Origin of the sequence: Flavobacterium sp. WV_118_3 (assembly GCF_039778605.1) — a bacterium.
GTDB lineage: Bacteria > Bacteroidota > Bacteroidia > Flavobacteriales > Flavobacteriaceae > Flavobacterium.
Genome location: NZ_CP156060.1, coordinates 1,773,072 through 1,791,471 on the forward strand (window position 1 = coordinate 1,773,072; position 18,400 = coordinate 1,791,471).

General features: G+C 40.4%; 11 protein-coding genes. 7 read left to right on the forward strand and 4 right to left on the reverse strand.

All coding sequences use genetic code 11. The annotated features are described in order from the left end of the window. Positions 1–30: 30 nt before the first annotated feature. Complete coding sequence (locus ABFU83_RS08265; protein WP_347070049.1) at positions 31–1,362, reverse strand: DUF389 domain-containing protein; 1,332 nt, start codon at positions 1,360–1,362, stop codon at positions 31–33. Between the two features lie 201 nt (positions 1,363–1,563). Beyond that, entirely contained in the window at positions 1,564–4,197 is a 2,634-nt protein-coding gene (locus ABFU83_RS08270; protein WP_347070050.1) for a valine--tRNA ligase, read from the reverse strand. A 235-nt stretch (positions 4,198–4,432) separates the two neighbouring features. Between ABFU83_RS08270 and ABFU83_RS08275 the strand changes: the two genes are divergently transcribed. After that, the gene (locus ABFU83_RS08275) at positions 4,433–4,867 is read left to right on the forward strand and encodes a DUF1573 domain-containing protein (protein WP_347070051.1); all 435 of its coding nucleotides are present in this window, start codon (positions 4,433–4,435) and stop codon (positions 4,865–4,867) included. A gap of 70 nt (positions 4,868–4,937) precedes the next feature. On the opposite strand, the gene ABFU83_RS08280 is transcribed toward ABFU83_RS08275, so the two are convergent. Beyond that, on the reverse strand, positions 4,938–6,266 hold the full coding sequence (locus ABFU83_RS08280; RefSeq protein ID WP_347070052.1) for a PDZ domain-containing protein: 1,329 nt from the start codon (positions 6,264–6,266) through the stop codon (positions 4,938–4,940). A 125-nt stretch (positions 6,267–6,391) separates the two neighbouring features. Between ABFU83_RS08280 and ABFU83_RS08285 the strand changes: the two genes are divergently transcribed. Further along, entirely contained in the window at positions 6,392–7,585 is a 1,194-nt protein-coding gene (locus ABFU83_RS08285) for a pyridoxal phosphate-dependent aminotransferase (protein WP_347070053.1), read from the forward strand. A gap of 186 nt (positions 7,586–7,771) precedes the next feature. Here ABFU83_RS08285 and ABFU83_RS08290 read toward each other — a convergent pair whose 3' ends face one another. Then, on the reverse strand, positions 7,772–14,023 hold the full coding sequence (locus ABFU83_RS08290; protein ID WP_347070054.1) for a T9SS type B sorting domain-containing protein: 6,252 nt from the start codon (positions 14,021–14,023) through the stop codon (positions 7,772–7,774). Between the two features lie 211 nt (positions 14,024–14,234). Here ABFU83_RS08290 and ABFU83_RS08295 point away from each other — a divergent pair, with 211 nt between their 5' ends. The 5 genes from ABFU83_RS08295 (at position 14,235) to lgt (ending at position 18,344) form a co-directional block, all read left to right on the forward strand. After that, on the forward strand, positions 14,235–14,675 hold the full coding sequence (locus ABFU83_RS08295) for a hypothetical protein (protein ID WP_347070055.1): 441 nt from the start codon (positions 14,235–14,237) through the stop codon (positions 14,673–14,675). 169 nt (positions 14,676–14,844) lie between these two features. Continuing rightward, positions 14,845–15,516, forward strand: coding sequence for a GTP cyclohydrolase I FolE (folE, locus tag ABFU83_RS08300; RefSeq protein WP_347070056.1), 672 nt, complete (start codon positions 14,845–14,847; stop codon positions 15,514–15,516). Between the two features lie 47 nt (positions 15,517–15,563). Next, on the forward strand, positions 15,564–17,045 hold the full coding sequence (gene cysS / locus ABFU83_RS08305) for a cysteine--tRNA ligase (protein ID WP_347070057.1): 1,482 nt from the start codon (positions 15,564–15,566) through the stop codon (positions 17,043–17,045). A 56-nt stretch (positions 17,046–17,101) separates the two neighbouring features. Continuing rightward, a complete protein-coding gene (yidD, locus tag ABFU83_RS08310; RefSeq protein ID WP_168732778.1) occupies positions 17,102–17,329 on the forward strand; it encodes a membrane protein insertion efficiency factor YidD in 228 nt (75 codons plus the stop codon). Positions 17,330–17,414: 85 nt separating this feature from the next. Next, positions 17,415–18,344: a prolipoprotein diacylglyceryl transferase gene (gene lgt, locus ABFU83_RS08315; RefSeq protein ID WP_347070203.1), complete on the forward strand. Its 930-nt coding sequence runs from the start codon at positions 17,415–17,417 to the stop codon at positions 18,342–18,344. Positions 18,345–18,400: the final 56 nt, after the last annotated feature.

The window sequence follows — 18,400 nt, forward strand, 5'->3', positions numbered from 1 at the left end:
ACAAAGGAAAATACGAAAACAGCTAAAAGTTTAACGGGGCTTTTTAACAGCTCCTTCCGTTTCAAAATAGACTCTCGCTTTTTCGTTATTGACCCGCGAACGAATCCATTCGGTAATTTTCCCCTTATCGTTTGGTTTTAGAGCGTTTGTTGCTGCCGAAAAGGTTACGATCGCTGTTTTTTCCGGTGTGGTGTTGCTATAAATTTCCGTTTCCGAAAACGAGCAGGATGTTATTCCCGGATATAACGGTTTAATCTCGGCCAATAATTGTTTTCCTATCTGAATCCGGGCATTGATACTATCCTGTTTGTGCTTACCTTCTTTTACCAAAAGCCGCATCCGATTGAGTTCGCTTTGCAGGTTTTCGACTTTGGACAGGTTGTTATTATTGACTTCGTTAAAATTAAGTCCTTTTTGAATATCGACATTTGAACTGTCGATGCCAAAATCGGCGGCTTTATTACGAATGCTCTTTTTGGTCTTATCCGTTATGGTATTTCCGGCATACATCAGGGTAATTTTCTTTTTGTTGGCATCAATTTCGTTTTTTAACAGGTAGTTTCCATCGTATACACTGACACTCTTTACAAAATTTCCGGCTTCCGTTGTAAATTCTTCATTTTCGACCAGTACATAACCGAAATAAATGCTCGGTACTATCGTAATAAGGATTACAAACGATACCCAGCGATTGACTTTTTTCTTTTGGGTTTCATTGACCAGCGTTCGGATCGGGAATTTTAATAACTGTGATACCAAAACAGACGATAAGGCTATAAATACCGTATTGATCGTAAAAAGATAGAAAGCCCCGAAAAAATAATTCAGATTAAAGGTAGCCAGACCATAGCCAGCCGTACATAAAGGTGGCATCAAAGCCGTAGCAATAGCTACTCCGGGAATCACATTTCCTTTTTGTTTACTACTCATCGCTACAATTCCGGCCAGACCGCCAAAAAGAGCAATCAGTACATCGTAAATCGTCGGACTGGTTCGGGCCAACAATTCCGAATGTGCAGTCGAAACCGGACTGATTGTAAAATATAAGGTCGACGCGATTAAACTCGCCATAACGGCAAATCCGAAATTTTTAAAAGCCTTCTGGAATAACGGAAAGTTATAGGTTGCCAGACTATAACCCATTCCGTTGATTGGGCCCATTAACGGAGAAATCAACATCGCTCCGATAATCACGGCCGTCGAATTCATATTCAATCCAATCGAAGCTACAAAAATGGCAAAAACTAAAATCCAGAGGTTTGTCCCTTTAAAAATGACATCTTTTTCGATATTCTCGTGGATTTTATCAAAATCGTCAACTTCTCTTTCCAGGTTTAGGTATTCCAGTATGCGTTTTATCATAAATTCTAACTTTTAAAAAACACTTCTTTTTATATGTCTTTTAAAGATAGTGATTTATTCGCAATACCTTAGTTAGGTTATCTATCTTTCTTTAATCGCTAACATTCAACACCTGACAGGTTTTAAAAACCTGTCAGGTGTATTAATAAACAACAAAGGCTGCTTCGTAGGAAGCAGCCTTTATTTATCTGTCGTTTTCGTTTATTTTAAACTCATCAGACTTTGTTCGATCGTCTCAATTTTAGCAAGCGCGTCGGCCTCTTTCTGGCGTTCCATCGCTACCACTTTTTCCGGAGCCGATCCCACAAACTTCTCATTCGATAGTTTTGCCTGAACCGATTTCAGGAAGCCTTTGATATAATTCAACTCTTCCGTTAACTTCGCAATTTCTTCTTCTACATTGATATTGCCCGTAATCGGAATAAAGTATTCGTTGGATTTTACACGGTACGATAACGCTCCATCTACTTTTTCCGAAACATATTCCAACGTACTGATATTTCCTAATTTCTGAATTACCGTATCAAAGAAAGTCGTTGCCTTTTCGTTATTGATCACTTTAAGTTCAATCGCATCTTTAAACGGAATATTTTTGTCTTTACGGATCGTACGGATACCCGAAATTACTTCGGTTGCAAAATCAAACTCCTGAATTAAAGGCTCACTATAGGCTTTCGCTTTTGGCCATTCGGAAATGATCAATGCCTCTTTTTCTGTTCTTTCGGTTATATGTTGCCAGATCTCTTCCGTTAAGAACGGCATAAACGGATGCAATAGTTTTAGGTTTGCTTCCAACATTTCGATGGCTTTTTCGAAAGTCGTTTTATCGATTGGCTGTTGGTAACCCGGTTTAATCATTTCCAGGAACCATGAGCAGAAATCGTCCCAAACCAGTTTATAAATGGCCATAAGCGCATCCGAAATTCTGTATTTTTCGAAATGATCTTCGATCTCCAACAGGGTTTTCTGTAATTTGGCTTCATACCATTCAATCGCAACTTTTGCCGATTCCGGTTGTGCAACGCTATCACTTACTTCCCATCCTTTGATCAAACGGAAAGCATTCCATATTTTATTGGTAAAACCTTTCCCCTGGTTACACAATTCTTTGTCGAACAGGATATCGTTTCCGGCCGAAGCACTTAACAACAACCCTACCCGTACTCCATCGGCACCGAATTCTTCAATCAAATCCAACGGATCCGGTGAGTTTCCAAGTGATTTCGACATTTTTCGGCGTTGGCTATCCCGAACCAAACCGGTTAGGTATACATTCGTAAACGGTTTTTCTCCGGCATATTCATAACCGGCAATAATCATACGCGCTACCCAGAAAAACAGGATATCCGGTCCGGTTACCAAATCATTGGTCGGATAATAATAGTTGTATTCCGGGTTTTCCGGATCCATAATTCCTCCAAAAACCGATATCGGCCATAACCAGGAAGAGAACCAGGTATCTAAGGCATCTACATCCTGTTTTAGGTCATTTTCGGTCAGAATCTGGTTCCCTGTTTTTTGTTTTGCCAATGTTAAGGCTTCCGCTCTGCTTTCGGCTACTACAAAATCGTCCTTTCCATCGCCATAATAATAGGCCGGAATTTGTTGTCCCCACCATAACTGACGAGAGATATTCCAATCGCGGATGTTTTCCATCCAGTGACGGTACGTATTATTAAATCGGCTTGGATAGAGTTTGACCTCTTCCGTTTCCAATACCGCTTTGATCGCCGGTTTTACCAGTTCTTCCATTTTCAGGAACCACTGATCGGATAACCTCGGTTCGATTACAGCTTTGGTTCTTTCGGAAGTTCCTACTTTGTTGATATGGGATTCCACTTTTACCAAAGCTCCTAATGTTTCCAGTTCTTTTGCGATTTCTTCGCGAACTACGAAACGGTCTTTTCCTTCATACTGCAATCCGAACGCGTTTAGCGTCGCATCTTCATTAAAGATATCGATGATCTCCAGGTTGTGTTTATTCCCCAGTTCCTTATCGTTTACATCGTGCGCCGGTGTTACTTTTAAACATCCGGTTCCGAATTCCATATCTACATATTCGTCAAAAATAATCGGGATCACACGGTTGCAGATCGGTACGATTACTTTTTTACCCTTCAAATGGAAATAACGTTCGTCATCCGGGTGAATGCAAATTGCTGTATCCCCCAAAATCGTTTCCGGACGTGTGGTTGCAATGGTAACATATTCGTTACTATCTTCGATCTGATAACGCAAATGGTATAATTTGCCCTGACGTTCTTCGTAAATAACTTCTTCATCCGATAGCGTTGTTTTGGCTTCCGGATCCCAGTTTACCATACGATACCCTCTATAGATCAATCCTTTATTATACAGATCCACAAACGTGCGGATTACCGATGCCGACATATCCGGGTCCATCGTAAATTTCGTACGTTCCCAATCGCAGGAAGCACCCAGTTTTTTTAGCTGATCCAGGATTACGCCACCGTATTTGTTGGTCCATTCCCAGGCGTGTACTAAAAATTCTTCCCGGGTAAGATCGTTTTTATTGATCCCCTCCTCTTTTAATTTTGCTACAACTTTAGCCTCTGTCGCAATGGAAGCGTGATCAGTACCCGGAACCCAACAGGCGTTGAATCCTCTCAGACGGGCGCGACGGATCAGTACATCCTGAATCGTGTTGTTCAGCATGTGTCCCATGTGTAGTACCCCGGTGACGTTTGGCGGAGGAATAACAATAGTGTACGGTGTTCTGTGATCAGGTTCCGAGTGAAAATAATTGTTCTTCATCCAGTAGTCATACCATTTCTGTTCTACTGCTTTGGCGTCAAATTGAGCTGGAATTGTCATATTAATAATTTGATTTGTTTTTTGTTTAACATAGCTTACCGAACTATAAATAACTTATTTTCAAAATGTTTCCTCAAAAAAGAACCCTTTATAGCGTTATAATTTGGTACACTTTTTGTAAACTATATCGCAAAAATAGTTATATCTGAGCAAATAAAAAAAGAGCGTTAAAATATTTGTTCGTTTAGCAAAACAATGTAATTTTACAATAACAATTAAAAAAACTAAGTTGAAAATGAAAAAATTATTAGGATTAGTTGCAGTATTAGCATTTAGTGTTGCTTCATATGCTCAAAAAGGACCAAAAATTGAATTTAAAGCAAAAGACAACACTATCGATTATGGTATAGTTACCAAAGAATCAGATAACGGTATTCGTTCTTTCGAATTTAAAAATACCGGAGATGCTCCGCTAATTATTACTAATGTACAATCTACTTGCGGATGTACAGTACCTTCTAAACCTACGGAACCAATTATGCCTGGTAAAACCGGTAAAATCGATGTTAAGTATAACATGAACCCTGGTAAAATCAGCAAAACCATTACAGTAGAATCCAATGCGGTTAACTATGAAGGTGGAAAAGTAGCTTTACGTATTAAAGGAGAAGTAGTTGTGAAACAGGAATCGGGCGTGCTTGAAAAACCAAAAGCAACACCACAGTCGTAACAACTTTACTTACTGATATAAAAAGAGCAGTTCATTTTGAACTGCTCTTTTTTTATTTGATCAACATTTTTTAGAATAGCTTTCGGATCGTTACCTGATATTCCTGGTTCTTTCCGTCGCGTTCTATTTCAATCCGAATCGTTTTACTGTCTTCGACCTGCAACAACTCATTAATTTGCTGTTTGGTCAAATTATAGGCTTTTTTACGATCGATCCGAATAATCCTATCGCCCGCCTTTAATCCGGCTTCATCAGCTGGTGAACCTTTGCGTACACTGGCAATTTCAAAAACCGGCTTCAGCATAAATTTGTATTTAAAACTGGAATTATCAAATACAATATCATCGATATTGGTCGTACCTATTGGCAAATTTTTGTTAACATCGTTTTTAACCGATTCCTGTATCCATTGAACACCATTATGCTGCACTTCGATACCGCTCATATTATACAAAAACGGATCGTCGAACATTTTGTTTTTCTTTACAAAAATTTGTTTTCCACTATAATCCACAATCAAATGGAAGCGCTTTAAGATCTCCCCTCCCAACGAACCATTTCGATCTTTGATAATGCTTAATTGTTTATACGAAGTCGTATCCGGATAAGAAACCAACGGTTCTTTAAACAGGAAATGAGCCGTTCTGATTTCCGATAAACGTGATTTCTTTCCGTAAATGGTTCCTCCTATTCCTTCTCCCAAAACATCCTCGAAGTATTTGTCATTACATTTGATCACATCATCTTCAAACAACCATAAACCATCGGTTAATCCGGTATCCATCAATAATTTCAGCGGTAATTCTTTACTGTCCAGTCTTGCATCAACATTAATATAAGGTCGCCCATTAACAATATCCAATGGTATCGTCGTATACTTCCGTATCCGCTTGCTTTTTAACAGGTTGTTGTTTTTATAAAGTGTGATCTTTTTTTTGATATAGTTGATTTCTACCAGGTGATTTCTAAAAAAAGAATACCCTAAAATCCCATTGACCGGGATTCCAATTCGGGATGAGAAATTTAGTTTTTGATCCAGAATCACCAGAATTTCAAAATTTGTATCAATATAATTACTGACATTAAGCTTGTTTTTTTGCGACAACAGTCCTTCAGCCATCTCTTCACTTCCTAATCCGGAAATCCGCACTTTTTTAGTATTATATAATTGTAGCGTATCACTTTGTGGAAAGCTAAAAATCAACGACGGTTCCGAACCCGAATCCAATAACATATTCATTTTGGCATTGTTGATTTCCACCGGAATAATGATCAAATTATCTACAAAAACAAATGGGATATCAATCTTGTCTTTAGGGGAATGCCATTGAAAGCCTTCTTGTGCCAAAAGTTTGGCGGGATATGTGATGATTAGCAAAAGGAAGACAAATAACCGCATCACTATTTTTTTTCTTAAATATAGCTATTTTCGTCGATATTTCCTATTAATATAAAATTTGAGGGCGGATTTTTTATCAATTTCTTAAAAAAAAGTCGCAAATTTGTGCAACAAAAATTACTATCATGCCTAAAGTTTCATTAAAAGGGCAACAGATGCCTGAATCGCCAATCCGAAAATTGGTTCCTTATGCAGAAATTGCGAAAAAGAAAGGTCATAAAGTTTACCATCTTAATATTGGTCAGCCGGACATTAAAACACCGGAAGTAGCTTTAAACGCTGTAAAAAATGCCGATATCACGGTTTTGGAATACAGTCATTCCGCCGGATTTGAAAGCTACAGAAACAAGCTTTCCCAATACTACCGCAACCACGGTCTCCCTATCGATACTGCTGATATTATTATCACTACCGGTGGATCGGAAGCGCTTTTATTTGCAATGGGAAGTACAATGGATGCCGATGATGAGATTATTATACCGGAGCCTTTTTATGCCAACTATAATGGTTTTTCAACAGCATCAGGTGTAAAAGTGGTACCAGTTATTTCGACTATCGAAACCGGGTTCGCGCTTCCACCAATCAGTGATTTTGAAAAACTGATCACTCCTAAAACCAAAGCCATTTTAATTTGTAACCCTGGTAATCCAACCGGTTATTTATATTCGAAAGAAGAGATCATGCAATTGGCCGAATTGGTTAAAAAACACGATCTTTTCCTGATTGCCGACGAAGTGTACCGCGAGTTTACTTACGACGGTGATAAGCATTATTCTGTAATGAATATCGAAGGTTTGGAAGAACACGCTATTATGATTGATTCCGTTTCCAAACGTTATAGTATGTGTGGTGCGCGAATCGGTTGTATTGTTTCCAAAAATAAAGCCGTAATGGCTACCGCTATGAAGTTTGCGCAAGCTCGTTTGAGTCCGCCAACATTTGCACAGATTGCCAGCGAAGCGGCACTTGAAACGCCGCAAAGTTATTTTGACGATGTAATCACTGAATATAAAGATCGTAGAGATACGCTAATCGCCGAATTGAATAAAATCGATGGTGTTACCGTTGCCTCTCCAAAAGGCGCTTTCTATTGTATCGTTAAGCTACCGATTAAAAATGCCGATGATTTCGCTCAATGGCTTTTGGAAAGTTATGATCTAAACGGCGAAACAGTTATGGTTGCTCCGGCTGCCGGCTTCTACTCGACTCCAAATGTTGGTCTTGATGAAGTGCGTATTGCTTATGTTTTGAAAAAAGAAGATCTGATTCAATCAGTTCGAATTTTAAAAGAAGCTTTACACACGTATAACAATAAGTAAGACTACTTTCCATATACTAGAAAAGCGATGCCTTAGCATCGCTTTTTTTATTTGCTTTATCTGCTATGTTATGCCACACCTGACAGGTTTTAAAAACCTGTCAGGTGTTTTGTTTTCACCCGATTATAACCCAAACAAAAAGGGCTGTCCAATTGGACAGCCCTTTTATTTGAGATTCAATTACAATTATCTTTTTAATGAGAAATGCGCTTTAAACTCTTTAATATCTCCATTCTCCGTATAGGTCACTGTGAACCAGTAATCCGTCGATGGCAGCTGTTGACCGTTCATCGTTCCGTCCCATCCGGTTGAGCGCGATGGTTTGATCTGTTTCAATAGTTTTCCGTATCGGTCAAATATATAAATTTTTGCGTTTGCATCGTTTTCTAAATCACCAATATTCCAGAAATCGTGGTAACCGTCTCCGTTTGGTGTAAAGTAATGCGGATAGTTGATCGCTGTTACAGGGATGGTTACCGTAGCACAACCTTTGTTATCGTATACCGTTACGGTATGCGATCCAGAGCTTACATTAGTAAATACAGGGCTTGTCTGGATATCGCCTTCGTCTAACTGGTATACATACTCCCCGATTCCAATCGCTTCTACTGTAATCGATTGGTTATCCGTAAAAGCATTCGATACATAAGCCGTTACTTCTGCCGGTTCCGATTGTGTGATCACAACTGATGCCGGTAATGAAGGACATCCTGTTGCAATACTGGTTGCAATTACAGAGAACGTTCCCGGGTGGTTTACTTCATACGTCGCTCCTGTTGCGCCTGCAATTGGTTGTGGTACTCCGGCTGCATCATTCTCATACCATTGGAACGTATGCGTTGTAGCATCTAATCCACTGTTGATAATATGCGTACTTAGTACTGTTCCAGTTTCTTGATCAATACACACAAATCCTGCGTTTGGTGTTGGCTCCGGTAAACGGTGTACCGTGATATTGAATCGGATTTCAGCAGGACATCCGTAAGCACTATACGTATTTTTAACTACCGCAATGATTTCGTGCGTCAGGTAATCCGTGATCGTATAAGCTCCCGGTGTTCCAATTGGTGTTCCGTTGGCTAAATCAGCATCCGAAGCATAGTAGCTTACGCTAAAGTTCGGATCCGCTGCCTGTACAGGCCCTAAGATCGTAGCGTCTAAATCATTCAAGTTAAACGTTTCCGTTTGATCATTCAGATCATCACATCTGTCGATATCCGCTACATCGGTAGCTTCCGATCCTCGCTCTACAAATAATTGGAAGCTGGTCGTATTGTAACATCCTGTTGCGGTGTTTACCACACGTACATAGATCGTCTCTCCGTTCACGGTACTTGGGTGACTGGTTGCCAGTGGATTTGCTCCGGTATCCGCATCTGCCTGGTTAGCATGGTAGCTCACCGTGTAACCTGCTGGACCTTGTCCGGCTAAAGCTTCAGGGGTTTTCGTACTTAAATCAAATACACCACTTCCTGTGAATGGAATCTGACACATATGGTAATCCGTTACAGGACCTGCCGCTGGTCGTGGGTTTACGATTAATGGTTGTTCTACTACTAACGAACAACGGTCACGGTTGTTAGCCGGTGCAGTTGTTACACGTACCCATACGCTGGTTAAAGCGTTTCCGTTAGCATCCATATTTTGCCAGTTGGTTGGTGTAGCAATCGCGTTGATTCCCGCTAAAGCATCCGCCTGAGTTGGGTGATACGTTAATACGTAGTTCGCATTATTTAAGATGTAGCTCGCATTTTGCGTTACATCAAAGAACGTGATTCCGTCTCCAGGGTAATCATCATCACAGGTTACAAGTGGTGCCGGGTCGAATTTCGGTTCCGGTAGTGGCGTAACACGGATGGTTAAGGTTACATAACTGCTACAGCCTGCTCCGCTTACTACTCCTACTAATAACGTCTGTACTGTAGCCGTATTGTGGAACGCGGTTGGATCGGTGATCAACGTAGCCGGGTTCGGTGGTAAAGCCGTACTGCTGTAGTAGTTGAAAGTATATCCTGTGGCGCCTCCGGTGATTTGCGCCTCACGGATCGTTAGGTCAAAGATCTGATGCTGATCGTTTGGTAAAGCATCATCACAAAGGGTAATCTCGTCCGGCTGGGTTAATTGCAGCGGACTGTTTACAATCAGTTTAAAGCTTCCGATGGTGAAACATCCCGTTGCTTTATGCGTAACACGTACCCAGATCGTTTGTCCGTTGGTTCCGATAAAGTTCCCGTTGGATACGATAAATGGTGAACCATTCTGAGCATTGGTTTGTGAAATATAGTAGTTCACTTCATAATCCGATGCCGCTCCTGGTTGAGCCGCAAGGATTGTCGCAGTGTGTACTGTTAAATCAAACATCGTCTGGTTGTCATGCGGATTCGAATCCGTATCACATTCATCAAGGTCTAATAACGTTGGCATGATTGGTGCCGGTTCTACCAGTAAGTTGAACGAGTAAACGCTCTTACATCCTGTTACCGTGTTGGTTGCCAATACCCATAGGGTTTGTGTCCAAGGGTTGATGTTTTGGTACGGTTGAACCGTGATTGGGAACAAGCCGTTTTGTGCATTTTGCTGTGTCTCGTGGAAGCTTAATACCACATTAGCTTCGCCACTTAACATACCCGGAATTAAAGTCGTTAAATCAAAATCACCAATTCCATCGTTGTTCGTTCCGTCACATGTGGTTACCGGAGCCGTTGGCATTACCAATACCGGTAGTGGCTCTACCCGTAGGTCCATTGCCGTTACCGTGTAACAACCTGTTGTACTATTGGTCACACGTACAAAAATCGTTTGTACTGTGGCTACTTCGTTGGTATATAATGTTGGTAATTCCGTTCCGGCTGTTCCGGCATTGGCTAAAACCTGTGTTTTATAAAACTTAACTTCCAAGCCGGTTGTTGTTCCGATGATTTCCGGAATCTTGGTCGATAGATCGAATTGCTCGTATAACGCCTGTCCGGTGTAATCACACAATGTATACGCCGGCACAGGGTTCGGTACCGTTGGTAGTGGGTTAACGATTAAATCGAATGAACCTACAGCGATACATCCTGATGCATTTTGCAATTGATACCAGATCGTTTGTGGGTTCGTAGCATTAGTATAAGCTGCCGCACCTGTAATTGGGTTGGTACCTGCTAAGGCATCCGGTTCGTTTGTATAGTACGTTACGTTTACTCCTGTCTGACCATTGATGGCTTCGGTATCTTTAGTCGTTAGGTTAAAGATTTCAAATCCGTCTCCCGGTGTACTGGTCTCACATAATTCGTAATCGGTAATATCTCCTTCTACAATACGTGGTCTTTCGTTAACAATTAAAGTTAAGGTACTGAAAGAAGCACAAGCGTTTACTCCGGTGTTTACCACACGGATGTAAATAATTTGTGTATGTGGATTAATATTCGTGTATAATGGCATTGCAATCGGATAGTTACCTAACTGAGCATCTTCCGGTGTTTCGTGGAAGGTTACCGTTAAGTTAGGATCACCTCCGGTGATTTCTGCAATTTTAATACTCAAATCAAACGTTTCAATTCCGTCGTCGTAGTTGGAGTTACAAACTTCTAGTGGCGTCGGGTTGAAAATGGTTGGCGCTACTACTGTAGTTACCGTATGGCTCGTTGTTTGCGGCTGACTACAGTTTGGTGTTCCGTTGCTTTGTACACTTACCAAAGTATACGTAACCGGTCCGGTTATTGCTCCTGTGGCAACTGTAGCGGTTCCGGCACTGTTTAAGGTAATTGTAAACTGAGTCGGATCCGTTCCGATAGTATAGGTTACCGTAGCATTTGGCGTTCCGTTGAATACGATATCCGCAGAACTTCCTGAACATACCGAAGCTGGTCCGGTTACTGTTGCTACCGGTAGGGCTTTAACACCTATCGTTACCGATGTACTTAAGTTTTGGTTACATACCAAAGGTCCTGCTGTACTCACGCTAACCAGACTATAAGTAGCCGGAGCCGTTAACACAGGGGTCGTAATCGTTGCCTGACCCGCTGCATCAAGAGGAATAGTCGTCTGAGTCGTTCCGTCACTATACGTAACCGTTCCGTTAGCTGGTCCTGTAAAAGTCACAACAGCGGTATCACCAGAACAAATTAATGCCGGTGCACTGATAGTTGCTGTTGGTAATGGGTTTACTGTGATTGTAACACTGCCGGTTAATGACTCAACACATGGAGAAGTTCCCTGAGTGCTTACACTTACTAAATTATACGTTGTAGTTGCTGTTAATGGTCCTACTGTAACACTTCCGTCTCCGGCAGCATCCAAAGTTACCGTTGCATTAGCTGTACCATTATTATAGGTAACAATCGTATTTGGTGTTCCGTTGAACGTTACTACCGCCGTATCACCGGAACAGATTGTTGTACTTCCCGAAATAGTCGCTGTTGGTTGTGCTGCAATAGTAACGGTAGCACTTCCGGTTACTGGCTGACTACATTGTGGTGTTATACCATTTGTAATTACACTCACTAATGTATACGTACTATTAACCGTTAATGGTGGCGTTGTTACCGATCCGTTTCCAGATGCATTTAAGGTAACACTTCCTGCTGATCCGTCTACATCATAGTTTACAGTTGCTCCCGGTGTACCGGTAAAACTGATAACTGCCGTCTGGTTTGCACAGATCGTAGTCGTTCCGCTGATGGTAGCTGTTGGTAATTCCAGAACCGTTACATCTGCCGATGTGTTTAATGTTTTCGAACAAGGAGTTGTCCCTGCCGATGTTACACTTACTAAAGTATAAGTAGTTGTTGCTGTTAAGATCGGTGTTGTAATAGTCGCCGATCCTGAAGCATCCAAAGTAATTGTTGTTGTAGTTCCACCTACTGAATAATCTACAGATGCATTAGGCGTACCTGTTACGGTAAGCGTACCTGAAGTATTCTTACAGATAGTCGATCCGGTAATACTTGCTGTAGGCTCTGCAATCACCTGAATATCCATAGTTGTTGGACTTGCACACTGTGCCGGATCCGGTGTAAAAGTATAAGTAGTTGTACCAACTGCACTCGTACTTACTGTTAGCGGACTCCATGATCCTGTAATTCCATCATTGGAAGTTGTAGGTAATGTTGGTGGTGTCGTATTTAAACAAAGTGGACCAACCGGTGTAAACGCAGGAGGTGTTGCTCCACCGCGAATCAATTCAAATTCTTTGATTTTATAACAATCCGAATTCGGATCATTCACCCTTACATATACGAAGTTATTTCCGGCTGCCGGATTATAGCACGTTGGATCATCAATCCAGTTAAACTCATTTTCGGCATCCGTCTGAGTCGGATAATAGGTCACCAGATAATCTGCCGGGTTTAAGGTACCCAATACAACTGCATTATTGGGTGTTAAATCCCAACAACTCGGGTCGTCCGGACATTTGTTCAAGTCATTTGGTTCGTTAATATCAAAGGTACTAACCGGTACGGTTACATAATCACGTACAACTGTTTTAGTTCCGTCACAAGCGGTATAGGTAGCTTCTGCTGTATAAACTGTTGTTTGTGCAGGACAAACCGTCATTGTAGTATTGGTACCAAGCGGGTTTCCGTTTGCATCCAACCATTGGAACGTCACATTAGATGGTCCCGATGGTGTAAAACGCCAAGCTTCCGGAGTTAAAACACTCCAGGTACCTGTATTTCTTCCCGGCGGGGTATATCCTACAGTACCGGCCTGATTCTGGATTCCAATTAATCCGGAACCATAGTTAAATGTTGTACAAGATGTTCTTCTTTTAACATAAACCTCAATAACGTTTGTTGTTTCATAAAGTACCATCTGACTCGTTTGAGTTCCTTGAGAAACACCACAAGAATAGTGGCCCATTTCATAAATATTAAAAACAAGCGTTCTACATGGCGCTTGTCCGATGATCTGGTAGTTAATCGAGTGATTCGCCGGAGAAACAACCGGATTCAAATCTTGCAATACTCCAAAAACGGCATTTCGATAAGGAACTGTTGACGCACTTTGCGGAATTGGCGTATTAAAAGAATAGCCACTGTCTGATCCCGGTGTATACAATCCGCCTGGAGTACCACCTGCTCCGGCAATACTAAACGAAAGTGCCCCGTTATCACAGATCAACGCTTTAGTATAAGACTGGTTAAAGAAACAGAATTTAAAACCTAAGTTAATAATCTGTGACCAGTCATCATCCGCGATGATCGGAATAGCATTACCTCCCACAAAAGGGAATGGTGGCGCATACGGGATAGGAGAAACCGTATAAGTATTAGTACCTCCCGTTTCTAAATAGGTTGCTTTGATTTGCCTGCATTCTCCAGGATTACAAATGGTCGCAACCGGGTTACCGTTTACATCTCCTCCTTTAACATTCGCACAACCAGGCGCTTGTGCATAGAGATTAATCGAAAAGACATAAACCAATAACAATAATAGATAATTGTTTCTCATTGTATTAGTTTTTTGGAACGCGAAATTTACATAAAATTAAGAAACAATTAACTTTATTGCCTCAAAAAAATTTATTCATCATAAAAATTAACATTTTAAATAAAACTTCGTAACAAAATAGACCAACCTAGTTAAAAAAATTAACACACTATAGGTCATCTCATTTTTTTTTCTAGCTTTACATTCTAATTTTTTAACCAAAAAACGAATCATGAGAAAATTGTATACAAACGGCTTGATTGGATTATTTTTCTTGTTTACCTCTTCCCTATTTGCACAAAGCAGTTCGGATCTGGTATTATCATCTGAAAACACTTCCGATATTGCCACTTTAAAAGTAAGCACCTCTCAAAATCTTACAGGCGGCTACACCCTTGAATTACAAAATAACGCCTGTGGTATTGACGACTCTAAACTATTGGAAAAACCTGTTTTTTACAAATCAAATGACCCGGCTTTAGCCGCTAACTTTTCCAAAACAGGAAACACCTATACTTTCAATACGCCATTTACAACCGGAACACTGGCTGCAAAATGGTTTCGTTGGAGAGTGGTTTTAAACAACGGTGAAAAAACAGCATGGCAATGTTTTTCCTGGAGCAGCTATTGCAAAAAACACCTTAATGCCGACGGTACTTGTAAAAATAAATAATAGTTCCCAACAACTATTTACTATATAAGGTTAAGCATTTTGTTTAACCTTTTTTTATTTTATTAAATGATTAACATTTAAAAACACAATTTACAGTAGGAATCCGAATACAAAATCAAGTTTATTAATTATCTTTGCAGCTAATTTTTTTACTCTAAAATTCTACATAATGATCAATAATGATGATTTGCACGACGAAATGGGTGACAATCACATCGCATCCAGCGCTGAAACACCATTACGTCCTGATGCTTTTGAAATATCCGATGAAGAAAAAATAAATGCTATCAAAAAAGACGTTGAAAGCATCTTAAATACTTTAGGTCTTGACTTAACCGACGATAGTCTGAAAGGAACACCAAACCGTGTTGCTAAAATGTTTGTTAAGGAAATTTTCGGTGGATTAAATCCTGCGAAAAAACCGGGTTCGTCTACTTTCGACAATAAATACAAATACGGCGAAATGCTGGTTGAAAAAAACATCACAGTATATTCAACCTGTGAACACCACTTATTACCTATCGTAGGTCGCGCACACGTAGCCTATATTTCCAACGGTACCGTAGTGGGATTATCCAAAATGAACCGTATTGTCGATTTTTACGCTAAAAGACCGCAGGTTCAGGAGCGTTTAACGATTCAGATTGTACAGGAATTACAACGCGTACTAAATACGCAGGATGTAGCCTGTGTTATCGATGCCAAACACCTATGCGTCAATTCACGTGGAATCCGCGATATCGAAAGTAGTACCGTTACGGCCGAATTTGGCGGAAAATTCAAAGAAGACAAGGTACGCCGCGAGTTTTTAGACTATATTAAGCTGAACACTCAATTTTAATTTGCTATTTTAGACAATTAATTACATTAAACAACAAATAGTATACGATGCAATTATATCAAAATCAGAATTTGAAGATTTACAATTCTCTTTCCGGGGAAAAAGAACTTTTCACTCCTATTCACGAGGGAAATGTCGGAATGTATGTTTGTGGACCAACGGTTTACAGTAATGTGCATTTGGGAAATTGTAGAACTTTTATCTCTTTTGATTTAATCTATCGTTATTTAAAGCATCTTGGCTACAAAGTGCGCTATGTACGCAATATTACCGATGTTGGACATTTGGTGGACGACGAAGATGATGGCGAAGACAAAATCGCTAAAAAAGCACGTATCGACCAGATCGAACCAATGGAGGTCGTACAAAAATATACAGTGGATTTTCACCAGATTCTGGAGCTTTTCAACAACCTGACACCTAGCATCGAACCAACAGCCACCGGGCATATTATCGAACAGATTGAGATTATCAAACAGATTATCGACAACGGCTTTGCCTATGTGGTAAACGGTTCTGTTTATTTTGACGTGATTAAATTCAACGAATCACACCACTACGGAATTTTAAGTGGTCGTAATATCGATGATATGATTGCTAACACCCGCGACCTTGATGGTCAGTCGGATAAAAAGAACCCGCAGGATTTTGCCTTATGGAAAAATGCCGAACCGCAACACATCATGCGTTGGCCTTCACCATGGGGCGATGGTTTTCCGGGATGGCATTTGGAATGTACCGCTATGAGTACCAAATATCTGGGCGAAAAATTCGATATTCACGGTGGTGGAATGGATTTAAAATTCCCACACCACGAATGTGAAATTGCTCAAAACGAAGCCTGTACAGGTCATTCGCCGGTAAATTATTGGATGCACGCCAATATGCTTACATTAAACGGTAAAAAAATGGCAAAATCGACCGGAAACAACATTCTTCCAAGAGAATTATTTTCAGGCGAAAACACGGTTTTAAGCAAAGCTTTTTCACCAGCCGTAGCCCGTTTCTTTATTCTTCAGGCGCATTACAGAAGTATCCTTGATTTTTCGGACGAAGCAATATTAGCATCCGAAAAAGGTTTTAACCGACTAATGGAAGCGATCGACGCGTTGGAAAACATCCAACCGGAAGCGACGTCCACTTTAGACATCAATAATTGGAAACAGACTTGTTATGACGCCATGAACGACGATTTTAACAGTCCGATCCTGATCGCACAGCTTTTTGAAGCCGTTCGCTATATCAACTTAGTAAAAGACGGTAAAGAAAGTTTAAACGCTACCGATCTGGAGCAATTTAAAAAAGCAATCAAAGCCTTTGTTTTTGACGTTTTAGGTCTGAAAAATGAAAAAGCAGATGATGCCGAAAACGGAAAACTGGAAGGCGTTATCAACATGTTGATTGGTATGCGAAACGAAGCCAGAGCCAATAAAAACTTTGCCCTATCCGATCAGATCCGGGATCAGTTAATTGCTTTGGGCATTCAATTAAAAGACGGAAAAGAAGGTACTTCCTTCTCGCTAAACTAAAATATACAACCAAAATGATGAAGCCTCCAACTTCATCATTTTTATTTTAAACACCCATGACCATTCGAAAAATACTCATCACGCCTTTTATCTGGATCATCCGTTTTTATCAGGTGGCGATCTCCCCTTTTACACCCTCAGTTTGCCGTTATTCACCTACCTGTTCGCAATATTCGCTCGAAGCTTTGCAAAAACACGGACTCTTTAAAGGGAGCTGGCTGGCTGCAAAAAGAATTATCAGCTGCAATCCCTGGGGCGGAAAAGGTTACGATCCTGTTCCGTGATTTAATCTTTAAATTTCCCTTAAATATGAGTATCGTTCGCTCACATTTCTCTATTTTTACCAAAATATAAGCACATAATACTATGATGACACACGCTTTACAATTCGTCTGGAATCCTTCACACGGAATTGATTTAGGCTTTTTTACCGTTCGCTATTACAGTCTGATGTTTGTAATCGCCTTTGGATTAGGATGGTATATTATGAAACATATCTACGAAAGAGAAAATATTCCAATCGAAAAACTGGACTCTCTTTTTATTTATACCGTATTCGCAACTTTAATCGGTGCCCGACTGGGACATGTATTTTTCTACGATTGGGATTATTTTAAAGATCACAAACTGGAAATTTTACTACCATTCCGCTTTGAACCGCATTTCGAATTTACCGGATTCGCCGGATTGGCCAGCCACGGTGCTGCTATTGCCATCATCCTGGTAATGTACTACTACAGCAAAAAAATCATCCACAAACCAATATTATGGATTTTAGACCGTATTATTATTCCGGTTACCTGTGGTGGTATTTTTGTTCGTTTGGGTAACTTTTTTAATTCCGAAATCGTAGGACACGAAACAGCATCTTCAATGGGAATCCGCTTTATTCAGGACAAATATACACCGGGTGAAGCCATGCGATTAACCAATATCAACAATGCTACCGAAGCCTATAAAGCCATCGAAAGCAATCCGCAATTTGCGCCGCTTTTGGAAAATGTAATCCCAAAACACCCGGCACAGTTATACGAAGCATTCGGCTATATTTTTGTATTCCTGATCCTGTTCTTCTTATACTGGAAAACAAACGTACGTGAGAAGTTAGGCTTCCTATTCGGTTTGTTCTTAGTATTACTTTGGACGGTACGTTTTATTGTAGAATACGTAAAAGAAAGTCAAGGTGGTTTCGAAAACGAATTAGGACTATTCTCAACCGGTCAGTGGTTAAGTATTCCATTTATCATTGTAGGTCTTATTCTATTGATCCGCGCTAAAAAACAAGATCCTATTGCATAATTTTTAAACCTGACAGGTTTCGAAAACCTGTCAGGTTAACACCAAATAAAAAAGGC